Source organism: Maribacter sp. MMG018, assembly GCF_018100785.1.
GTDB lineage: Bacteria > Bacteroidota > Bacteroidia > Flavobacteriales > Flavobacteriaceae > Maribacter.
This window is the reverse complement of sequence record NZ_JAGJEC010000001.1, coordinates 853,836-877,698: the sequence shown is the minus strand read 5'-3', so window position 1 is coordinate 877,698 and position 23,863 is coordinate 853,836. Positions and strand designations below refer to the sequence as shown.

Genomic DNA, 23,863 nt, shown 5'->3' with positions numbered 1-23,863 from the left:
AATAAATCCAATAACTCATATTAATTAACAGTTACGCGTACCAATTGCTTTTTAGACCCTCTTTTGGCGTAGAACATAAGTTCGTCCTTTGACTTATCTATGTGAGGCCTAGAAACCATCAAGGGCAATCTGGCATCGCCATCATCGATTACCTTTTCATAGTTCATTTTACCGTTTCCGTCCAATTTTATCAAAAAGATATTTCTGTTACGAGATAGCCCTTGTTTAAACATAATACGTTCCGCACTTAATTGCTGTGGGTTTTCAGAAGCGGTACTAATAAAGAAATAGGTAGTCCCGCCTTTTGTATAGGCGCTATAAGAAGTATAAGCATCGTCACCTTGGGTAACTTCGGTCTTATTAATATTCCTGGCCCAAATAAGGTCTCCATTGGCCTGTAGTTTGGCACTTACGATATCGTTATGATGATATCTGGTCACCATAACCCTACCACCACTGGTATTGGCTTGTGTACTGGTGCTGGTAAAATACTCTTCCGCATTGAAAAGAATTTCACCCGTTGCACTAATATCCATACTTTTAAAAATGAGGTTTTTTATGGTCTTGTCTTCTTCCCGGCCAAATTTGTCCATCATAAACTGCTGGGAGAAAGGATTGAATTTTTGTGATTCTATGTTAAGCGTGTTGCGATTTAGCTTAAAATACGCAATACCATTGTACCTATTATCCTTTCTGTCGGCATAAAAACCAAGACACAGCAATTCATTTCCCCGAAAGATAGGTTTTAACGCCTCTGGGAATTTTCCAGGGGTATAGAAAGACTGTACACTTCTTCCAGAAGCGGAGACACGCACCATTTCATATTGAAACTTACGTTCTGTGGCATTGAACCTTTTCTTTTTAAAGTAAGCTTTGCCCACTAAATAAACATTGCTCAAGTCCTCAGAAAAAGTCACGGTCTCAAAGGCATAATTCTTTTCTTCAACTTCTTCCGAGAAATCGTGCTCTACCAATTTGTTAAGACTGGCATCGAACACATATATAAAATGTTTGTTCTCTTTACGTTTCTTGAAATGTGTGGTAATTGCAAATGCAGATTTCTCATCATTGAACAACACAGAAGTGGTAAATCCCGATGAAAAATTACGGTTGTAAAAATTACGGTCCAACGGCTGTGTCACAGGTTCTGAAACAATACTCAGTATTGTTTCTTTTGTAAAATGATAGTCTGTATAGGGGCTCCTGTGAACCTGATACTCATAAGCCTTTCTATTATAGTTGTACTCTAAGAAAAGTAGGTATACCTGTCCGTTCTTAACGTAGGCATTAACAAAATTCGCATTCTTGAGCTTATAGTTGAATTCGGACAACAATTCCAAATCTTTATTGTAATGCTCTACGAAATAACCTTTAGGCTTAAGAACGATACCGGTATAGTACGACCTAACGATTACCGTACCTCCATTACCATCGTCCGCAATGGCCAAAAGATTGGAATATTTGTATTTATCATTATACTTTTCACCTATAGTATAGGTTATATCGTTCATTTGGGCGAAGGCCCCAACGGTCATCGTGATACATAAAAAGACAATAATTTTATTAAGCATAATTGATCCGGTTTAGTGTTACGAACCTGGAAAATCTGCTTTTCTTTTCTCTAGAAAGGCCGTAGTACCTTCAGAAAAATCGTCTGTTCCAAAACAAGCTCCAAAGGCCTCTATTTCCTGTTCATAACCGTTAACAGTATTCATAAAACCCGCATTTACCGCTTTTATTGCATATGAAATGGCCACTGAAGAATTATTACATATTTTATCGGCTATTTTATAACATAACGGTAATAGATCTTCTTGCGAAGTTACATGGTTCACCAAGCCATAATTTTTAGCCTGCTCGGCAGAGATCATACCGGCGGTCATGATCATCTCCATTGCCCTGCCCTTACCAACCAACTGTGGTAAACGCTGTGTACCTCCATATCCGGGAATAAGACCTAAGGAAACCTCTGGCAATCCCATTTTAGCATTATCACTGGCTATCCTAAAATGGCAGGCCATAGCCAATTCTAAACCACCTCCCAAAGCAAAACCGTTAACAGCGGCAATCACAGGTTTAGACATGCTCTCCACAAAATCGAATAACAGTTTCTGGCCTTTGGCAGCCAATTTTTGACCTTCTTCCATAGAAAAATCGGCAAATTCAGAAATGTCGGCACCTGCCACAAAAGCCTTTTCACCACTACCTGTAAGAACGATTACCTTAACATCTTCATCATCGTTCAGTGCCGAAATGGCCTCATGAAGTTCTTGAATGGTTTCTTTGTTAAGGGCATTCAATTTTTTTGGACGATTAATGACCACCGTAGCCACCACTTCCTTTTTTGTAACTAGAATTGTATTATAAGACATAAACTCTATTTTATTTATTGGACATTATTTCTCTCGGGAACTTCACACAAAATACGGTACCCTTGCCTGGTTGTGACGTAAATTTAATAGTTCCTTTATAAGTTTCGACAATATTCTTTACCATACCCAAGCCCAAGCCCATACCACTTGTTTTGGTAGTGAATTTTGGTTCAAAAATTTTATCCTCTAATTCTTTTTCTATACCCACGCCATTGTCCGCAACCGATATTTTTACCATATCATCCTCTACGGCCACAGAAACCAAAATTCTGGGCGATTCTACATCTGGAACAGCCTGAATGGCGTTTTTTACCAAGTTGGTAACCACCCTGACCAACTGCGTACGGTCTAGTTTGGCAATAATCTTTTCTTCCTCGGTAATAAAATGTATATAATCCTCATTGAAAATATCCAATGCCAATTTCACGACTTCGACTATGTTCAACGTCTCGTTCTGCTGCGCAGGCATTTTGGCAAAATTGGAAAAAGCCGAGGCTATGCTGCTCATAGTATCTATTTGCTGAATAAGTGTTTTAGAATATTCATCCACTTTTTCATTGATATCGGGATCGTTAGGGTCAAAATTTCTTTGAAAACTCTGAACGCTCAAACGCATTGGAGTTAAAGGGTTCTTTATTTCATGGGCTACTTGCTTGGCCATTTCCCGCCACGCCTGCTCTCTCTCGCTTTTTGCCAATTTGGCGGCACTCTGCCCAAGTTCGTCTATCATCGCGTTATAAGAAGAGATCAATTTCTCGATTTCCTCGCCAGGCTTGTCGATATGTATTTTCTCATTTCGTCTGGTAAGGTCGGTTCTCTCCATCATTCCAGAAATAGTTTCTAAAGACCTTGTAATGTACTTTGAAACAAAATATGCAAGACCTATGGCCAATAAGAGCATTAAGAAATAGACGCCCCCCAATCTGGCCAAAAACTCTTTCAACTCTTTATCATTGAAAGAATTGTCTTCAAAATACGGTAAATTAAGAATGCCGATAGGTTTAAACTGCCTGTCGGAAATATATGTGTACGAAGCTTGGTATTGATCACCGGCCGCTGAGTTCTTCTCTACATAGCGTTTATCTACGCTGGCCTCCAGATTATTTAAAACTTCCGCTGACAAACAAGTGGGCACGGGATCGTTATCAAACTTCGGCCTAGAACTTTTTATAAGTTGACCATCTAAGGTATACAGGTTAAAGTTCATGTTCTGTACTACCGCAATCTCATAAATTTCATCTTTAAATATTAGTCCTAAATTTTCTGTAGTTACCGGATATGTTGTTTTTTGAATCGCTAGATCAATACTTTGCCTGATCTGTTCTTCCTTTCTTTCCATCCTGTTTTGATGGTAATCGATATTTATTTCCCTAAACTGATATATCGTAACCCCCATGATCAGCACAGAGGCGACCAATACCAATAGAATCATTGATATAAAAATCCGGGATCTTAGAGAAAATTTACTGAACAAAGGATCGAAGTTTCATCAAAGTTAGCAAATATCGCACCAAAATCGGATGTTCATGCACAGATAGCCATCCAATAGAATTGGTTGCGTTATGCGTTAGGCTTCCGGGTTCTTGTTTCTTATGCGTTTGTATAGTTTAATACCCAACATAAGTAACACTCCCAAACAGACGATTCCCACGACCCCAAAAATCCAGTTGAAGGCACTTTTCAATATCACCAAAAAGACAACGGCAAAGAGTATCAAGGTAGCTACTTCGTTCCAAATACGCATATAATTGGAGCTGTAAACGATCTCATCACGCTGAAATTTCTTAAATATACTATGGTTTCTAAGGTGATAGGCAATGAGCAATACTACAAACAGTAGTTTAACGTGCATCCATGACTGGCTCAGCCATTGAGGTGCCAATATCAATAACCAAATAGCAAAAAACGTAGCCAAAATAGCCGATGGCCAAGTAATAATATACCACAGCCTTTTGGTCATTAGTTTTAGTTGTTCGCTGATTATTTCCTTTTCGGGCGAAGGTTTTTGGTTCGCTTCGATATGATAAATAAACAACCTTGGAATATAAAAAAGCCCTGCAAACCATGTAATAACAAAGATTAAATGCAGGGCTTTTATATAATTATAATATTCGGTCATCGATATATGCCTTTAACTTAAACAGAGAAACCAAAGTTAGCAAAACTAATTACATGCCAACCTGTACATCCCCATTCAAAACCACTATATCCTTAACGCCCCTATACCTGCCTGCCAAAGTAGTTTGTTATACGCGGGCAAGTCTTTTTTCATTATTTCCTCTCCCCTGTTCTTTAATTGTATCCACCGTTGGTCCAGTTCTTTTTTTCTATCCAAATTAGATTGGTTCACCCTAGGGATACTGCCACTTGTTTGGTTCAACAAAAACAGGTACTCTGCCGTAAATTTGTTCGGAAAATTCTCAACATCGTCATAGGCCTGTGATTTTCGCTGAATCATATCATGGTCCCAAGCATCCATTTTTTCCAACAATGCCCCTCCTTCTTTCTTGATGGCCTCGTCCTTTACGGATTTTAGAACTTCTTTTAAATCTTTCTGTATAGCATACAAACGATTCACCATATGGTGCATATCGGTGATTTTCTTTTCCATTTCGGTCATGAGCACATCATATTCCCCATATTGCCCCGGCTTGGTCTCAAAAGTTGGCACAGCCTTGATCTCTCCTTTTGTCGAAACTGTTTTATCTCCTACGGTCAATCTTATATCATAAACACCGGGAATGGCTTTGTGCCCTCTAAAATTCGCTTCGATATAGGTATCTGGAATACTGGGTATTATAGAATGCCCCATGTCCCATACAAAACGGTTCAACCCTTCCTTTTTCGAAAGAATTGGAGCCGGTGGTGCACCTCCCCCGTTATGGGGTTTATAATTAGGATCCTTTTCAGAGCTTAAAGTTCTAATCAGTTTTCCGTTCACATCCCTAATCTCCATAGATAGTTTTGTGCCATCTTCCAATTTGGGCAATTCATAATAGATGACCATACCATTCGCCGGATTCACCCCTTCAAAATCATCGGTGCCGGTTACTTTTTCTGAACTGCTGTTTAAGGAACTTCCCCATGACCCGGCGTAGGTGACACCCGGTTTTAAAATTTTCAATTCTTTGTTTTTTGGTTGATATTGAGACAACGCAGCCAGATCATCCAATATCCAAAAAGAACGACCCGATGTGGCCACAATCAAATTACCTTGATGCACTTTTAGATCCGTAATCGGAGTAATGGGCAAATTCAGTTGAAAAGGCTCCCATTTCTTACCTCCGTTCCACGAAATGTACATTCCCTGTTCGGTACCTGCGTAAAGTAGATCTTTTCGGTTCTCGTCTTCCCTAACAACCCTTGTAAATGAACCGTATGGAATACCCTCACTTATATTCGTCCAAGATTTACCATAATCTGTGGTCTTATATATCGCCGGGGTATAGTCGTTGAACTTATATCTTGTCGTAGCAATATAAGCGGTTGCGGGATCGTGTGGAGAAACCTCGATGGCATTGACCAAACACTCTTTTAATCCTTTTGGGGTTACGTTTTCCCAATGCTCCCCGTTATTTCTTGTAACATGCACATAACCATCATCGCTACCGGTCCAAAAAACACCCTTTTCATGGGGAGACTCTATCATATAGGCCAAGGTGCCATAGTTCTCGGCGCCTACGGCCTCGTTGGTATATGGCCCACCTCCATTACCTTGTTTCTCATCAATATCCCTTGTAAGATCGGGAGAAATTTCTTCCCATGTAACTCCCATATCCCTTGTTCTCAACACTAATTGAGCTCCGTGATAATAGGTTCCGGGCTCATGTTTAGAGCCAATAATAGGTGCGTTCCAATTATAAAGATACTTCATGTTCCTTGCCTCACGACCCAAGTATTGAATGGGTGCCGCCATAATATTGGTAGAACCCTTGGTTTCCATGTCCAACACCTCTATGGTGCCTAAATAACTACCTCCAAGTACATATCGCGGGTTATCGGGGTCAAAGGCCAAAAAAGCACTTTCCCCTCCCGCGGCATACGTCCAGTCTTGTTCGTTGATACTGCGTCTGCCCATCGACAGGCTAGCAATACGAACCGAGGTATTGTCTTGCTGACCGCCATAAATATTGTATGGGAACAGGTTGTCTACATTGATCCTATAAAATTGGGCCGTTGGCATATTGTTCTGGGTAGACCATGTTTTTCCAAAATCAAAAGAAATGGTGGCTCCGCCATCATCGGCCAATACCATATTATTGGAGTTCTGGGGATTGATCCAAAGATCATGCGTATCGCCATGTGGTATATGAATCGTTTTCCATGTCTTGCCACCATCGGTAGAGCGTAATGCCGGTGCACTTAACACATAGACCGTATCTTCATCGTTAGGATCAACAAAAACCTCAATGTAATACCACGCCCTTTGCACCAACCTATTATCTCCACTGACCATAGACCAAGAAGCACCTGCATCTGAAGAAACGAACAATCCGCCTTTATCGGCATTGGAATCACTTTCGATCAAGGCATACACCTTATTTGAGTTTGAAGGACTCACCGCTATCGCCATCTTTCCTTTTTCCTCGGGCAGACCTTTGTGTATCTTGAACCAAGTTTCTCCCCCATCGGTAGATTTATAAAGACCACTGCCTTCCCCTCCACTTATTACCTTATGGGGCTTACGTTGGTGTTCCCACATAGCGGCATACATTATTTCGGGATAATTGGCATCCATGGACAGTTCGGAGGCCCCCGTCAAATTATTCACGAACAAGGTGTTTTTCCATGTTTTTCCGCCATCTACAGACTTATAGATGCCTCTTTCAGAAGTACCTTCGTGCAAGGCCCCTTGCGCGGCTACATACACCACATCCGGATTCGTAGGGTGGATAATTATCCTAGAAATATGCTGTGTTTTTTCAAGACCTATATGTTTCCAGGTCTTACCGGCATCGGTAGATTTATATACGCCGTCTCCATAGGAGGTCATTACCCCTCTTGGGGCGTGCTCTCCCATTCCACAATACACGATATTAGGATTTGATCTTGAAACGGTTACCGCACCTACAGATCCAGTTTTAAAATACCCGTCAGAAATATTCTCCCATTTTTGGCCTGCAGTCTCGGTTTTCCAAAGACCACCACCCGTGGTGCCCATATAATAGGTCATTGGATCACCAACAACCCCGGAAGCGGTTACCGATCGCCCCCCTCTAAACGGGCCAATGTTACGGTACTTTATTGGTTTAAAATATTCGTTTGCGGCTTGGGAAAAGGCAGCAAAGGCCAAGAACCCAAAAGTGAGGCTTATTATAATTTTTTTCATGGTTTCTTGACCTATTTGGCCCTTAATTATTCAACGAACAGATAGTTCAGGTTAAGATCGTTGAAAGATTTATTAAATTCTTGAAGCTCTTTTGACATAACGGCATCAAACTTATCCAGTTCACTGTTGATCTTGGTCGTTAGTTCGTTCTTCACGGCAATATCTTGATCCGTTGGAGGAAAATCGTCCATACTCACCAGTCTGTTCAAGTGTCCCAACTTATTGGTCAACTTAATAGGAAAGTTCAACGGATCTTGATTACTCCTGTTCTTAGTTTGATACAATGCCTTTTCTACTTCCCCTAAATTCTCTTTCATTGTTTTGGCTTTGGAAATCAAATCTTTAACCGAGTCGTTATTTTTATACTGTTTGATAAAGGCATCTAACTGCCCGTTTACATTTCTTATCTTTTCGATAGAGGTGTGCGCCTTATTAATAGTATTGTTGACATCGGTGATAAAATCGAACTGTTTTTGCATATCGGCAACAGAAACTTCCGCCCTTGGATCGGGAAGAATCTTAAAAGTTTCCGATACGGATGTCCCGTTCACGTTTAGGTGTACCTTATAATTTCCGGGAACAGCTTTGGCTCCGTTCAAGTTCGCTCCCCATAAAATCATTCCTTTCAACTTTTTGGCTCCTTTTCCCCTCGTATTCCATACATAGGTGTTCCCCCTCTTTTCAACCTTCAATTTTTTATCTTTTTCCTTGGCAACATTGCTATATGTTGCAAGTGTATCGCCCGCCATAGAGGTATATGTTAGGTACACACTATCTTTTTCTGAAAGATCTTTAAGATAAAAATGTGTGACTACCCCGTTTGGATGGTTTTCACCGGACGTTTTAGAAGGTGTTCTTGCCGTTCTCCCCTTTGTACGATACGAATCTTTTGGCTTGTATAAAATGGCATTGGATGATTTTTTACTCTCGTCCAATTGATGCAATACGGTCAAATCATCAATAATCCATAGACTACGCCCTTGTGTCGCCACAATCAAGTTATCGTCTTTAATAGTTAGATCCGTTACAGGGACTATGGGCAAGTTCATCTGAAAGGAGCTCCAATTGGCACCGTCGTCAAAAGAAATGTACATCCCCGTTTCTGTACCGGCATAAAGCAATCCCTTTCTTTTTGGGTCTTCACGTACTACCCTTGTAAAGTGTTCATTATTGATGCCATTGGTTATTTTAGTCCAAGTCTGTCCATAATCGGTAGTTTTGTACAAGTAAGGTTTAAAATCGCCCAATTTATACCGTGTAGCCGCAACATAACAGGTACCTTCATCAAAAGCGGACGGTTCAATACTGTTGATCATATTCCATTCCGGCATATTGGCAGGAGTCACATTTTCCCATGTTCCGCCCCCATCTTTTGAGACATGAATTAGTCCGTCATCGCTACCAACCCACAACAAACCTTCTTTTAAAGGACTTTCGTTTGCCGTAAAAATGGTACAATAATACTCTACACTGGTATTATCTTGTGTGATAGGTCCCCCACTAGAACCTAGTTTAGTAGGATCGTTACGGGTTAAGTCTCCACTTAGCACTTTCCAGCTCTGACCTTCATTTTCCGAAACATGAACGTGTTGGGAAAAAGTATATAGTTTCTTAGGGTCATGTCTACTGAAGATTATCGGGAAATTCCACTGAAAGCGATATTTCATAGCCTCTGCCCCAGCACCCATAGGGTTGTCCGGCCAAACATTGATACCTCTTACCGTTCCCGTTTCGTGGTTCACACGCGTTAAGAATCCACCATAGCTACCTCCGTATACGATATCATCATTTTTGGGGTCCACGGCGATCCATGCTGATTCTCCACCCGCTGTTGGCTCCCAATCATCTTCTGTAATCGCAGAACCATCGCTTCTATGGTTTATACGCACGGTAGAATTATCTTGTTGCGCCGCATAAATACGGTACGGGAAATGGTTATCGGTAGTTACCCTATAAAACTGGGCCGTTGGTTGGTTATAATAAGTACTCCAGGTTTCGCCTCCATCATATGAAATCTGTGCGCCACCGTCATCACCGATAATCATACGCTTTCCATTTTCTGGAGATATCCATAGATCATGATGGTCTCCATGCGGTGCATTGAAAGATTTGAACGACTTACCGCCGTCGGTAGATTTATGATAGCTTACATTTAGTACATAAACCACATCTTCATCTTCGGTATCGGCATACACTCTTGTATAATACCATGCCCTTTGGCGCAATTTACGTTCGCTGTTTACCAAGGTCCATTTATTACCGCCATCATCTGACCTGTACAACCCTCCTTTTTCCTTGTTCTCAACAATGGCCCATACACGATCCGAATTCTTTGGCGAAACCGTTACCCCGATAATTCCCAAAGTATCCGTTGGAAAACCTTCGTTTTTAGAAATTTCTGTCCATGTTTCACCACTATCGGTACTTTTCCATAAGGCCGATCCTTCTCCTCCACTAATTAAACTATAGGGGGTTCTTTGTGCCATCCAAGTAGATGCATATAAAACTCTTGGGTTGTTGGGGTCAAAAGTAAGGTCTACGGCACCGGCCTGTTCGTTTACAAAAAGTATTTGTTTCCAATTTTTACCTCCATCAATACTCTTATAGATACCTCTTTCTTTTGTAGGTTTATAGATATCACCCAAAACTGCAGCATAAACTATGTTATAATCCGTAGGGTGTACACGAATCCTGGGCACGTGCCTACTATTCTTTAACCCTGCCGAAACCCAGGTTTTTCCAGCATTCTCAGATTTCCATATTCCGTATCCCGAAGAAACATTCCCTCTCAAGGTTTTTTCTCCTCCGCCTACATAAATAACATTGGGGTCGCTTTTAGCGACCTCAACGGCACCGATACTTCCCCCGAAATAACCATCGGAGATATTCTCCCAGGTTCTACCGCCATCCATTGTTTTCCAAACACCACCACCCGTGGCACCAAAATAAAACAGGTTCGGTTCTCCCGGTACTCCAGTTACCGCAGCAGAGCGTCCGCCCCTAAACGGCCCTATCAATCTATAATCTAAACTAGAATATAATTCTTCTGGGTAGGTAGGTGTGGTACTTTGAGATTTCTTTCTTCTCTGTGATGACAAGGATAAAGGCAATAGTAAAAGTGCCAGCATGATTATGCCGGCATTGGTAAGGTGCTTTTTCATTTTGATAGTTTGATGTTAGTCTTTAATAAAATTAAACATTTTGACGTGTAAATATTAATTTTAAGATTTTATTAGCATTTATAAACAAGCATAATTATCAAATTGAGAATCAGTTAAACATTTCAATGGTTAATTCTCAGTAGTAATAGATAATTCTATTTATTCAAGAACAAGCAAGAGCGGCATCCTTATAAAAAATTCTTATTGAATATCTTAAACAGAAAATACTAATTATTTAAAGTATTATTATATTTAGGCCAACAAACTAACAATTGTGAAATTTAAAACACTTTTATTTTCGATATCGTTAATCGCCTTCCTTTTTAACGGATTAACGATTAATACTGTAAATGCCCAAACACCAGACTTCTTATACGGAGACCAAATGCCCGACGCACCAGAATTAAGTGCGAGGGGCGAATATAAAGTTGGTGTACAGACCGTACACCTAACAAACCCCTATCAAGTCGATATTTTAAATTCAAAAGAAGGTAAAGACCCAACTTATGACCGCCCTATTACTATTGAAGTTTGGTATCCTGCAAGTGTAAGCGATACTGCCAAAACCGTAGTTTATGATGAAGTAATGGGAACAAGAGGCGATACGCTTAGACCATTAATACCGTTTACTTTTAAAGGAAGGGCTTACAGAGATGCAGAAGCACTGAAAGGTAAGAAATTCCCATTGGTAGTGGTATCTCACGGTTACGTAGGCTCTAGATACCTAATGACCTATTTGACAGAAAATTTAGCATCGAAGGGCTATATCGTTGCAGCTATTGACCATACAGATTCTACTTTTAAAGATGCCAATGCTTTTCAAAGCACCTTATTGAACAGACCAAAAGACATTCGTTTCGTAATCAATGAAATGGAAAAATTAGGCGCTAAAGGTTCCAAAAATATTGTTGAAGGATTAGTAGATGCCAACAACACCGCTATAATAGGATATTCTATGGGCGGTTACGGAGTTTTAAATGTTGGCGGAGCCGGGTATAGTGCCGGCTTAGGTCAATTCTTTAAAGGAATGACAGGCGGTAGCACTGCAATGTCCGTAAATATGGCAGGCAATGCAGCGTACGAAAAAATGATCGACCCTAGAATTAAAGCAATTGTAGCATTTGCCCCGTGGGGAATGGAGCGTGGCGTTTGGGATGCAGAAGGATTAAAAGGGTTAAAAACTCCGACATTCTTTATTGCCGGAAGCCAAGATGACATATCGGGTTACGAAAAAGGAATTAAAGCAATTTATGAAGGTGCAATCAATGCAGACCGGTACTTATTGACCTATATGAATGCAAGACATAACGTAGCGCCTAACCCTCCACCAGCGGAAGCTTTAGCACCTGGTTTACATATAGATGAGTACTATAGATACGCAGAACCATCATGGGATCAACGCAAAATGAATAACATCAATCAACATTTTGTAACCGCGTTCATAGGTAAGCATCTTAAAAACCAAGACAACGACAAGTTTTTAAACCTACAGGAAAATTCGAATGAAAAAGACTGGACAGGTTTTAAACCTAGATCTTCTACCGGAATGAAGTTGTTACATGCACAACCCGCTAACTAACTTAGTTTTTAAAGATATCCTCATTCTTACATTTTTCAGGCGATTATTATTAAATTGTAAACTTTTATAGTTGTTCATTTTTTTATATCTCAAAATTCATCAATTTCAATCGCTATGAGCCTCAAGAAAATCCTTATTCCTTTCTTCGTATTTCTTTTCAGTTATACCAACGCCCAAGAGTCCTATTTTTTAATGGACCCTACCGTATCACCAGATGCAAAAACCATTGTTTTTAGTTATGATTCTGACCTATGGAGTGTTCCCGTAACCGGGGGAACGGCAGTAAGGCTTACCGCAATGGACGGAGAGGAATCATTGCCTAGAATATCTCCCGACGGAAAATGGTTGGCCTTTAGCGCTACACAATTCGGCAATAAGGATATTTACGTAATGCCCCTTGAAGGCGGCACCATTCAGCAGCTCACCTTTAACGATGCCGCCGATGACATGGATAGTTGGTCTTGGGACTCAAAAACGATATACTTTACCTCTTCCAGAAACAATCGCTACTCGGGCTATGAAGTATCTATTGAAGGGGGAACGCCAAAACGCCTTTTCCAAAATTATTTTAATACCGTCGCCAATATTGCAGTTCATCCGAAGACAGAAGAAATATTCTTTAACGAAAGCTGGGAAGGCAAAAATTTCACCCATAGAAAAAGATACAAGGGCGCCTATAACCCCAATATAAAATCATATAACCCAGCTACTAAAGAATATAAGGAATACACGACTTATAACGGCAAAGACCTTTGGGCCACAATAGACCAAAACGGAAGTCTTTATTTTGTTTCTGACCGAGCCAATGGCGAGTACAACCTATATCAGCTAGAAAACGATTCGAAAAATCAATTGACTACATTCGACTCCTCCATTGGTCGCCCACAGGTGAGTGCCAACGGCCAAATAGTGGTTTTCGGCAAAGACTATCAAATTTACAGCTATGATGTAAGCAGCAAAACCGCGAATAAGGTTCCCATCAAAATAACAAAGAACAGCACTTTGACCAAGACCCAAGACTTTAAGGCACAGGGCAACATCACCAATTTTTCGGTATCTCCAGACAATAAGAAACTGGCATTTATAGCTAGGGGAGAACTATTTGTATCGGATGTGAAAGGAAAATTCGTAAAACATATCGTTACAAACCCCAAAGAGCGCGTACTCGAGGTAGTGTGGCTAAAAGACAACAAAACATTGTTGTACAATAGAACGCATAATGGTTACGCCAATTTATTTACCATTGCCGGAGATGGCAGCAGCCCTGAAAAACAACATACCAGCGACCTTAGAAACAATGTGAACATTTTGCTGGACCCCGATCTTAAAAAAGCTCTGTACATTAGCGGACGTGACGAGTTGCGCCTGTTAGACCTTTCCAATTTCAAAAGTGACGTATTGGTAAAGGATGAGTTTTGGGCCCTTTATGCCCCGCAACCCTACTTTTCTCCCAATGGTAGCCATGTTGTGTATACCGCCATTAGAAATTTCGAATCGGACGTTTTTGTAATTCGCCTGTCGGATAAAAAAATAACCAACCTGACCAATACCGGTGTTACGGAAAGATCTCCCGTTTGGTCCCCAGACGGAAAATACCTGTATATGGTTTCCAATCTAACAGAACCCTCTTACCCATACGGACTTTCCGAATCCCAGATATATCAGATGCCTTTAGATAAATACGAGGATGCCTTTACTTATGGCAAGTATGAAGAATTGTTTAAAGAGGAAGAAAAAGAGGATAAAGACAAGGATACTAAGAACAAGAAAAAAGAACCTAAAAAAGAAGATAAAAAACCCATAACCATCAAAATCAACGAGGATGGCATTATGGAAAGAATTACGGCTATAAGTCCTTCTTTTGGCAGACAAACAAGTCCTTTTGTTATTCAAAAAGACGAGACAATGCACGTGCTTTATTTGAGCAACCATGACGAAGGAAAAACAAAACTTTGGAAAACCGTCATAAAGCCTTTCGAAAAAAACAAGATAGAAAAGGTATTGGACGATGCAATGAACGGGTATCAATTAGCGAATGCAAAAGACAGTTATTACCTGTTGAGCAAAGGAAACATTCACACCTTTGATGTAGAAAACAACAAGGCGGAAAAGATTGACATCGACTTTACCTTCCGCAGAAATCTATCCGAAGAATTCAACCAAATGTTCCATGAAGCTTGGGCCGGATTCGAGGAAAACTTTTACGACGGTGATTTTCATGGGGAAGACTGGACCGTACTCCGAAAAAAATACGAACAATACCTACCCTACATTACCAACAGAAACCAATTACGCCGATTATTCAATGATATGTTGGGCGAGCTAAACACCTCGCATTTTGGTTTTAGTTCTAGTGGAGATGAAGAAAAAGTATTCTACAAGACCAAGACATTGGCGACAGGCATTTTATTCTCTAACGATAACCCCTACACCGTTGAGCACATTATTACCGATGGTCCTGCGGACGTATCCGGAAAGGACATCAAAAAAGGCGATGTGCTAGTCGCCGTAAACGGTAAAAAAGTAGATCCATCAAAAAACAGGGAGTCTTACTTTAACGAACCTTCGTTGGACAATGAAATGCAGTTAGATTTTAAACGTGCCGGTAAAACAATATCAATTAACATCCATCCGATAAGCACCAATGCCCAAAGAAACCTTCTGTACGATGAATGGGTAGACGACAACCAAAAATACATAGACACCAAAAGCGACAAAAAGATTGCCTACGTACATATGAAAAACATGGGTGGTGGCGAACTTAAAAACTTTAAAAGGGAAATGGTCTCGGAAACCAATCAAAGGGATGCCCTAATTTTGGATTTACGATACAATACCGGTGGAAACGTACATAACGAGGTCTTACAGTTTCTTTCACAAAAACCATATCTAAAATGGAAATACAGGGACGGTGACCTAGCGCCGCAACCTAATTTTGCCCCCGCCGTAAAGCCTATTATTCTATTGATAAACGAGCAATCGCTCAGTGACGCTGAAATGACCGCCGCAGGATTCAAAGCCCTAAAATTGGGTACGATAATGGGTAAGGAAACCTATCGTTGGATTATTTTCACCTCTGGCAAGGGACTCGTAGATGGTTCGTTCTATAGATTACCGGCATGGGGATGCTTTACATTGGATGGTAAGAACCTGGAAAAAACAGGGGTTAGCCCCGACATTGTAGTGCCCGAAAATTTCAAGGACCGTTTAGACGGAAAAAAACCTCAGCTAGATGGTGCCTTACAAGAAATATTCCGTCAGCTGAAAGGATAACATAACACTTGCCATATACCGAGCAAGAAAATACTTCGCCAAGGTGCCAACCTATGTTTTATGACATGGCAGTAGCACCTTGCCCATTGGTGTATTCATAAGTTTATAGAGGAAATAAGCTTCCTTATTTGGGTACACGACTAAACATGTGATGAAGGGAATAAACGTAATATTATCTATTTTCATGGCACATAACACTTTTAATTGGCAGCATCTTATTGTTTCTAAGACAATTCCGGTCAATTATGTTGAACAATGGAAAACAAAGGATATTCTTTACCCCTTTCCCACTTATTCAAATTCTACAATGGACTATCAGGATTCTTATAAAGAATCCTCAAATCAAACTTTGGACACAAGTACCACAATTATAAAACAAGTTGAAAAAAACACAGGTCTATCCTTTCTTCCCGATGAAAAAGCAGAAGGCAATGTATGTTTTATAAACAGTCCGGAACTGCGTGACGATTATAAGACCTTTTTTACCCCCGCAGACCTCTTAGACTATATCTATGCGGTTCTGCATTCGTCCACTTATCGCAAAAAGCACAAGGAGTTCCTCAAAATAGATTTTTCTAGGGTGCCCTACCCCAAAGACTCCAAAACCTTTTGGCAATTGGTACAACTAGGCAAAAAAATTAGAAAAATACACCTGCAGGAATGGCCGCTTGTAGAGGAATACACTACCAGCTATCCTAAAGACGGCAGCAATATCATTACAAGAGAGTTTACCAAGACCAGCCCCGGTTTTGAACCGAACGATTCCTCTGTTAAGGAGAAAACTAAGGAAATAATAGGTAAAGTTTGGATCAACGACGCGCAGTATTTTGATCAAGTACCGTTAATAGCATGGGAGTTTCATATGAGCGGCAACCGACCGGCCCAAAAATGGCTTAAAGACCGCAAGGGTCGCACACTAAGCCATGATGATATTCTGCATTACCAGAAAATAATTGTGGCGCTCACCAAAACCTACCAGTTGACACGAAAAATAGACGCCATTGAAATTGAAGAATAACAGCATGTGATTCGACTACGCCCCCTACTCCAAAAATGTCAAACAAACAGGACTGGGCAAGCTTGTTTCCTGTAAATAGGTCAAGGTACCGGTACTAGCATCCCTTTTAAAAACCGTAATATTATCGCTCTTTTGATTGGCGACCAAAAGAAATTGTCCACTGGGATCTATGGTAAAATTACGCGGCCAATCTCCCCGTACATCCTCTCTACCCACTAAGGTCAGTTTTCCAGTTGCATCATCAACCTTAAATATAACTATAGTCTGCTCTCCCCTATTGGAACCATACAAGAACTTACCATCTGGCGAAAGGTGAATATCGGCACAAAAACTTTCTCCTTTAAAGTCATCGGCAAGTGTTGTTTTGGTTTCCAACATTTTATATTCTTTTCCCGTTTTCTCAAAAACGGTAATGGTAGAGTTTAACTCATTGATAACATATAAAAACCGTCTGTTTTGGCCAAAGGTAAAATGCCTAGGCCCAGCACCGTCGGGCAAATCTAAAGAGGTCTGCTCATGAGGGATGAACTCCTTGCCATTGTACGAGTAACGTTTTACGGCATCTAGCCCTAAATCGGCAATAAACAGTCCGTCGGGCGTAAATTCGGTTGAATGTGCATGTGAGGTTTTCACCGTATCCAGACTTTTAAGGTCTATAAATTGCGGGTCGGGCAATAGGGCTCCAGAATCGTCCAAAGCAAACAAAGAAACACTTCCACCGGTGTAACTCGAGACTGCCAACTGTTTGCCATCATCGGATATAGCAATATGACAAGGATGCGCTCCAACATTGGCCTTGGGGCCTTTCTCCTTTAAAGCACCCCCTACAAGATCAAAAGCCATAATACCCCCAGAGTTACCATCAAACTCATCTGTTTCCATAACCGCATATAGCTTTTTTTTATCGGGTGAGAAACGGATATAGGAAGGATTGTTCAAGGGTGCGGCCAATTCTTTCTGGGAGAGTTCCCCTGTACGGGAATTGAATTGAAAACGATAAATACCCTCACTATCGCCTTGGGTATACGTACCCACATACAGTTCATTTAATTGCTGCTCTTCTTCCATTTTACATCCTATAAATGCCATAATACAAACTATGGCCAAAGTGGCTTTTAAATTCTTCATCTATATCATTTAAAACCTAAAAATAGGCACTTAGATCAACTTGAAAGAGTAATAAGTGAAGATTTTTAAGGTAAGAAAAGACAAAAACATGAAATTACGGCAAAGTGTATTACACCAAGGTATTCTTAATTTCCATTCTCAAAAAATAACCGGTTACGATCGTTGCCAAGATATCGGCAACGGGAAACGCCAACCACACCCCGAATTCACCCCAAAACCCAGGTAATATCAAGATTAATGGAATAAAGAAAAACCCTTGCCTTGACAGGGTTAAAAGTAGAGCGGGCACTGCCTTACCGATTGCCTGAAAATATGCGGCCCCAATCAATTGCAGGGCAATGATCGGTGTAGCGGCAAATACCCAGCGCATGGCATTTGGAGCATTTTCCAAAACAAAGGCATTCGTTTGCAAATCATGGGCCGACATACCAGGCTTATCACTTAAAAACAACGAAGTAATCGCCTCTGGAAAAACCATAAGACCAATAAAGACGACGGTTGCCAAAAGAGCGGCATACTTAATGGCCGTTGTTATGGATTCTCGGACCCTATCAAATTTTCTAGCTCCGTAATTAAAGCCGGCAATAGGCAAAAATGCTTGGGTGATTCCAAAAACCGGAAATAACGAGAACATCAACATTCGACCTACAATGGCATACACCGCAACCATAGCCTCACCCCCTAAACCAAAAAGAATATTGTTCATTAAAAGGTAAATAATACTTACCACGGCCTGTCTTGCCAATGTAACAAAACCCAAAGAGCCGATCTCCTTTACCACCGGAGCATTTAACAGTAAATGTCTGGCCTTAAATTTTATTTCCGATTTTGGGGAGGCAAAGAAATATAAAACATAGGCAAAACACAGTATATTACTAATGGTGGTTGCCCATGCCGCTCCTTCCATTCCCAAATCGAGCTTATAAATAAAAACATAATCCATCAAAAGGTTTCCTATAGAAGGTATGATCATGGCGATCATGGCAAACTTAGGCTTTCCTTCTGCCCTAATAACGGTGTTTCCCATCATACATAGCGCCAAGAAAGGCACGCCGAACAAAACAATGGTATAATATATTTTTGCAGGTTCATAAATGGCTCCTTTTCCCCCAAAAGCCGGAATAATGGACTCCACATAGGTTAATCCGGCGATGACCATGGTAATGGTAATGATCAGGGTGAGGGTAATCTGGTTTCCAAAAGTGGCAAAAGCCTTTTCTCTATCATTTCTACCCAAGGCCCTAGAAATAATACTGGCGCCGCCGACACCTATGGACATCCCCAAAGCACTGATAAAAAAAGAAACGGGCAATACTACATTAATAGCAGCTATGGCAATAGAACCTATCCAATTGCCTACGAAAATGGAGTCGACCAGTACATTTAACGACATTACCAAGATACCGATGCTTGCCGGTACGGCCTGACTGATCAAAAGTCTACCGATAGGTTGTGTTCCGAGTTGTTCCGCTGAGACTTTTGACATTATTGCTTTAAATCGAAATGGCCTAGGATACAACCTTGGCCTATTTTGGATATTCCCTTATTTCACCTACTAATAGCATCGGCAAAACTAATAATATGTTACCAAGACCATTTATAGATTTTTGTTATTTTTTTGTTGTCTTCCGTACATTTTACGGAACAACTTCACCTACCTACGATCCCTCAACGAACATAGGCACTTAACAATCAGAAAACTATACAAAAGAAATTACTTGGGCAGCACCCCGTTTTGTTCCCAATCGTTTACCCAAGAGGCCATCACATTTACCCAACTATCGCTATCGTTTAGGCAAGGTATATGTTTGTAATCCTTTCCTCCGGCCTCTTGAAACTGGTGTTTACCCTCCATAGCTATTTCTTCTAAGGTTTCTAGACAATCGGAAACAAAGGCAGGAGTTATAACTGCCAATTTTTTCTTGCCCTCTTTCGGAAAACGCTCAAATTCAAAGTCGGTATAAGGCTTTAACCATGGATCATTGGGCAGTCTTGATTGAAACGAAACACTCACCTTATTGTCAGGAAGCTCTAAATAAGACTTTACCAGCTCTGTCATTTTATAACATTGATGCCTATAACAGGTATGATGGGCCACAGAATTTGTGGAACAACAAGAACCATCTATCTTACAATGAAATTTGGTAGGATCTGATTTTCGGATATGTCTTTCGGGAATACCGTGATATGAAAACAATATATGATCATAATCAAAGCCGTCCAGCTCTGCCGCTATCGATTCTGAAAGCACCTTTATAAAATCTTCGTTATCATAAAAAGCGGGCAGGGTAGTTATCTTCATTTCTGGGAAATGGGCATCTTTTTCTTCCATGGTCTTTACCACCACCGTTTCATAGGAAGACATGGCATAATGCGGATATAGAGGCACCAAAAGAACTTCGTCCACCCCTTTGTCCTTTAACTCCTGTAAGGCATTTTTAATGGTCATGCTACCATAGCGCATTCCCAATGCTACCGGCATTTGCGTCTGTTTGCGCAACTTGTTCGTAAATCTCTCGGAAAGTACGATCAAAGGAGAACCTTCATCCCACCAGATTTTGGCATATGCCTCTGCAGATTTTTTGGGTCTGGTCTGAAGGATAATACCCCTTACAATAATGTTTCGCAGCCATTTAGGGGTATCGATCACCCGCTCATCCATCAAAAACTCATCCAAATAAGGTTTTACATCTTTTGCCGTGGGACTATCTGGGGATCCTAAATTGACCAATAAAACTCCTTTCATGATTTACTTGTTCTGTTCGGATGCAAAAATAACACTTGAACATAGATGATATTTTAATTTTCGGCAATAGTTTTCTATTCTGCCATAAAGGCTATCGATATCTTTGGCAATTATTTTGTGCGACACTAATTTTTAGTATGTTGTACCAAACTAAAATTTATGGATACCATCTTTCAAGATATTCCCAACGAATCTATTATATACCTGAGCCTATCTTTGGCCGTATTTCTAATATTATATTGGGTGGTACTCTTTACATTGCGAAAGCTTGGTAGAAATCCAAAATATTTATTGCCCAAAGGGGTAATGAAGAAAATAGCCCTTCCCATTTTCCTTATTTTTTTATCCATTATCATCAGAATGGCCTCGTTACGACAGTTATTAGGTCTAGAAGATGAAGCTTATTGGTTTAAAAAGACCAGTACCCTGCTCTTTATTTTTGCCATGACATGGCTGATCATCGGAATTCTAAAGATCGTTAAACAGTTGGTCATTCATAATTACGACGTACATACGACCAACAACCTTAAAGCACGAAAAATATACACCCAATTCAATATTCTTGAACGCATTGTTATATTCATCGTGGTCATTTTGGCCGTAGGTCTGGCCCTTATGAGTTTCGAAGAGATTCGTGAAATAGGGGTAAGTATATTCGCTTCTGCAGGAGTAGCCGGTATTATTATAGGTTTTTCTGCCCAAAAACTAATAGGTACCGTATTGGCAGGTATACAGATCGCCATTGCCCAACCCATTAAAATAGATGATGTGGTCATCGTAGAAGGAGAATGGGGCCGCATCGAGGAAATAACCTTAACCTATGTCGTTGTCAAAATATGGGACAAGCGCAGATTGATCGTACCTACCCCTTATTTTATCGAAAAACCATTTCAAAACTGGACAAAAACCTCGGCAGATATCTTAGGAACCGTATTCCTATATACCGATTACAACGTACCAATTGACGCCATTCGTAATGAACTGACGCGCATTTTGGAGAACACGGATCTATGGGACAAACAGGTAAATGTGCTACAAGTAACGGACAGTAAACCAAATTGCGTGGAAATAAGAGCCCTTATGAGCGCCAAAGATTCTTCGACGGCATGGGATTTGCGGGTGTTGGTCAGAGAAAAATTAATTACTTTCTTACAACAAAACTATCCGGACAGCATTGTACATAATAGAATATTACTCAATAATACGGACGAAACACCACAAAGTAAAAACTAACATACATGAAAAAATATCTTCTATTTGGCTTTCTTGCCATCACATTAAGTTTTTTACAGGCCCAAAACCTAACCTGCTCTCCTTTGAACAGAGCGGCCGTTGATGCCAAATTAAAGGAAATACCCGCCTTGTTACAACCAGATTTTGGGGCAACAATGGTAGCCGTTGGCAAAACATTTTTAAAAACACCCTATGTTGCCAAAACACTGGAAATAGGCGATAGAGAAACTTTGGTGGTCAACCTGCAAGGGCTGGACTGCACCACTTTTGTAGAAAACGTATTGGCCTTTAGCCTAATGGCAAGAAACGGAGAGGACAGTTTTGAGAACTTTACGGAAAACCTAGAAACCGTTCGGTATAAAGACGGAAAACTAAATGGCTACGCCTCTCGCTTACATTATTTTACCGAATGGATCGCCAACAACGAGGCCAAAGGCCTTTTAAAAGATATTACCAGTGAAATTGGCGGAGAAGAAATTGCCAAGGACATTAATTTTATGAGTACCCACAGAGACCTATATCCTTTTTTAAAGGATGATGTAAATTATGAAAAAATAAAAGCCTCCGAGCGTTTTTTGAACAATCGTCCTATTTGTGTTTTGGCACAAGACAAAATTGTCGAGAACGAGCACTTGATCCATTCTGGTGACATTATCGCCTTGGCGACCTCGATTAATGGTTTGGACGTAACCCATACCGGCATTGCCACACGAGAAGCCGATGGCAGAATACATTTGCTACATGCATCAACAGGATCTATGGAAGTGGAGGTTTCCACAAAACCCCTTGCAGAATATCTTAAAAACATCAAAAAGAATACGGGAATAATAGTAGCTCGCCCCAATTAAGAGAAAAAAGAGCTTTCCGACCCACTGGTCTGTTTTCTTATGGCCAAAAAACGATACCCCCATAAACAACCTCGTAGAACCGTATTTTTTTATCGCCAAAATGAAGTTTTATATCAATTTAAGACACCTATAAAAATACCCAACAGACTACTTGGTCTAAATTTTTAGCCGCTCGCCAAAGCCATCACGTATTTTTTGGGCGTAGTTCCGTACTTTTTTTTGAACGCCGCAATAAAATGACTCGAAGTACTATACCCAATTTTCAATCCAATCTCATTTACATTGTACTGCCCCGATTCCAACAGTCTTCTGGCGTATTCCATTTTATAATCAAAGAGAAAACTATACACCGAGTCTCCATAAATCTGTTTAAAACCTTCTTTCAATCTTTTTAAACTAAGGCCAATTTCTTTTGCCAGTTCCGCCAACGATGGTGGCTCGGCCATATTGGCAATAATTATTTCTTTTGCCTTGCGAATTCTTTTTACGTTGTCCTCATCTACCAAGAAAGGACATTGCTCCACATCGGTATCCGTATTTTTATTGAAGTAAAGGGCAATTAGTTCATATACCTTTCCTTTTACGTATAATTTTTTAATGGTAGCATTAAGGTTGTAGTTTATGATCTGGCTGAGCACTACCGCAATAGCAGGTGAAACCGGTTCTTGTGCATAGTATTTCTTTTCTTGGTTTTCGCTGCTCAAGAAAGGAATATAGCTGGCCTCATCGGAAAATAACGAATGAAATTTACGTATGCTCATTACTACCGAAACCATCCAAGAATTTGGGGACAACATCAAATTCAATGGTAGATCTAACTGTGTATTATAAAGTAACAACGAATTCTCTTCTGAGACTTCCAAGGCATAATTGCCATCGTTGAACACAAATTTACCTCCACCTTTTAGGCAAAAATGAAACTGGATATAGGTTCGGTTAATTTCACGTATAACCTTAGTTACTTCAGGAGTATTGTTCTGAATCTTAAGTACATAAAAGCCATCATCGATTAATATTTCCTCAAAAGAACCTTTGGCGACATTTTTATCCATCATAAAATGAATCTATAAATTAATTCTATTTAGAACCCTTCTAAATAATAGCATCTAAATTTACCTCAAACATAGTAAAATTAAGGGATTTCAACGGAAATGCCTTTATTTTGGTCGAAAATCA

15 protein-coding genes are annotated in these 23,863 nt (G+C 40.3%); 5 read left to right on the top strand and 10 right to left on the bottom strand.

The features are described 5' to 3' along the window. Window positions 1-20: 20 nt before the first annotated feature. The 6 genes from J8L85_RS03825 to J8L85_RS03800 form a co-directional block, all read right to left on the bottom strand. Window positions 21-1,571: a hypothetical protein gene (locus J8L85_RS03825; RefSeq protein WP_211014706.1), complete on the bottom strand. Its 1,551-nt coding sequence runs from the start codon at window positions 1,569-1,571 to the stop codon at window positions 21-23. Between the two features lie 18 nt (window positions 1,572-1,589). Then, window positions 1,590-2,372: an enoyl-CoA hydratase-related protein gene (locus J8L85_RS03820; RefSeq protein ID WP_211014704.1), complete on the bottom strand. Its 783-nt coding sequence runs from the start codon at window positions 2,370-2,372 to the stop codon at window positions 1,590-1,592. Between the two features lie 10 nt (window positions 2,373-2,382). Next, window positions 2,383-3,804 carry an ATP-binding protein gene (locus tag J8L85_RS03815; protein WP_211014702.1) on the bottom strand — a complete coding sequence of 474 codons (1,422 nt, stop codon included), beginning with the start codon at window positions 3,802-3,804 and terminating at the stop codon, window positions 2,383-2,385. A 135-nt stretch (window positions 3,805-3,939) separates the two neighbouring features. Beyond that, window positions 3,940-4,491: a CopD family protein gene (locus tag J8L85_RS03810; RefSeq protein WP_211014700.1), complete on the bottom strand. Its 552-nt coding sequence runs from the start codon at window positions 4,489-4,491 to the stop codon at window positions 3,940-3,942. 84 nt (window positions 4,492-4,575) lie between these two features. Continuing rightward, window positions 4,576-7,701, bottom strand: coding sequence for a glycosyl hydrolase (locus J8L85_RS03805; RefSeq protein ID WP_211014698.1), 3,126 nt, complete (start codon window positions 7,699-7,701; stop codon window positions 4,576-4,578). A gap of 26 nt (window positions 7,702-7,727) precedes the next feature. Then, window positions 7,728-10,862: a glycosyl hydrolase gene (locus J8L85_RS03800; RefSeq protein WP_211014696.1), complete on the bottom strand. Its 3,135-nt coding sequence runs from the start codon at window positions 10,860-10,862 to the stop codon at window positions 7,728-7,730. A 274-nt stretch (window positions 10,863-11,136) separates the two neighbouring features. Here J8L85_RS03800 and J8L85_RS03795 point away from each other — a divergent pair, with 274 nt between their 5' ends. From J8L85_RS03795 to J8L85_RS03785, 3 genes are all read left to right on the top strand, one after another. Next, window positions 11,137-12,441 carry a dienelactone hydrolase gene (locus tag J8L85_RS03795; RefSeq protein ID WP_348771720.1) on the top strand — a complete coding sequence of 435 codons (1,305 nt, stop codon included), beginning with the start codon at window positions 11,137-11,139 and terminating at the stop codon, window positions 12,439-12,441. 114 nt (window positions 12,442-12,555) lie between these two features. Continuing rightward, complete coding sequence (locus tag J8L85_RS03790) at window positions 12,556-15,714, top strand: S41 family peptidase (protein ID WP_211014694.1); 3,159 nt, start codon at window positions 12,556-12,558, stop codon at window positions 15,712-15,714. A gap of 151 nt (window positions 15,715-15,865) precedes the next feature. Continuing rightward, entirely contained in the window at window positions 15,866-16,732 is an 867-nt protein-coding gene (locus J8L85_RS03785) for a type ISP restriction/modification enzyme (RefSeq protein ID WP_211014692.1), read from the top strand. 24 nt (window positions 16,733-16,756) lie between these two features. Here the strand turns inward: J8L85_RS03785 and J8L85_RS03780 are convergent, their stop codons facing one another. The 3 genes from J8L85_RS03780 to hemH form a co-directional block, all read right to left on the bottom strand. After that, entirely contained in the window at window positions 16,757-17,860 is a 1,104-nt protein-coding gene (locus tag J8L85_RS03780) for a lactonase family protein (RefSeq protein ID WP_211014690.1), read from the bottom strand. Between the two features lie 109 nt (window positions 17,861-17,969). Beyond that, entirely contained in the window at window positions 17,970-19,346 is a 1,377-nt protein-coding gene (locus J8L85_RS03775; RefSeq protein ID WP_211014688.1) for an MATE family efflux transporter, read from the bottom strand. A 228-nt stretch (window positions 19,347-19,574) separates the two neighbouring features. Further along, window positions 19,575-20,606: a ferrochelatase gene (gene hemH / locus J8L85_RS03770; RefSeq protein WP_211014685.1), complete on the bottom strand. Its 1,032-nt coding sequence runs from the start codon at window positions 20,604-20,606 to the stop codon at window positions 19,575-19,577. Window positions 20,607-20,765: 159 nt separating this feature from the next. On the opposite strand from hemH, the gene J8L85_RS03765 reads away from it, so the two are divergent. Next, entirely contained in the window at window positions 20,766-21,839 is a 1,074-nt protein-coding gene (locus J8L85_RS03765; RefSeq protein ID WP_211014683.1) for a mechanosensitive ion channel domain-containing protein, read from the top strand. Window positions 21,840-21,844: 5 nt separating this feature from the next. Then, window positions 21,845-22,687, top strand: coding sequence for an N-acetylmuramoyl-L-alanine amidase-like domain-containing protein (locus J8L85_RS03760; protein ID WP_211014680.1), 843 nt, complete (start codon window positions 21,845-21,847; stop codon window positions 22,685-22,687). A 164-nt stretch (window positions 22,688-22,851) separates the two neighbouring features. Here J8L85_RS03760 and J8L85_RS03755 read toward each other — a convergent pair whose 3' ends face one another. Next, the gene (locus J8L85_RS03755; protein ID WP_211014678.1) at window positions 22,852-23,742 is read right to left on the bottom strand and encodes an AraC family transcriptional regulator; all 891 of its coding nucleotides are present in this window, start codon (window positions 23,740-23,742) and stop codon (window positions 22,852-22,854) included. Window positions 23,743-23,863 lie beyond the last annotated feature (121 nt).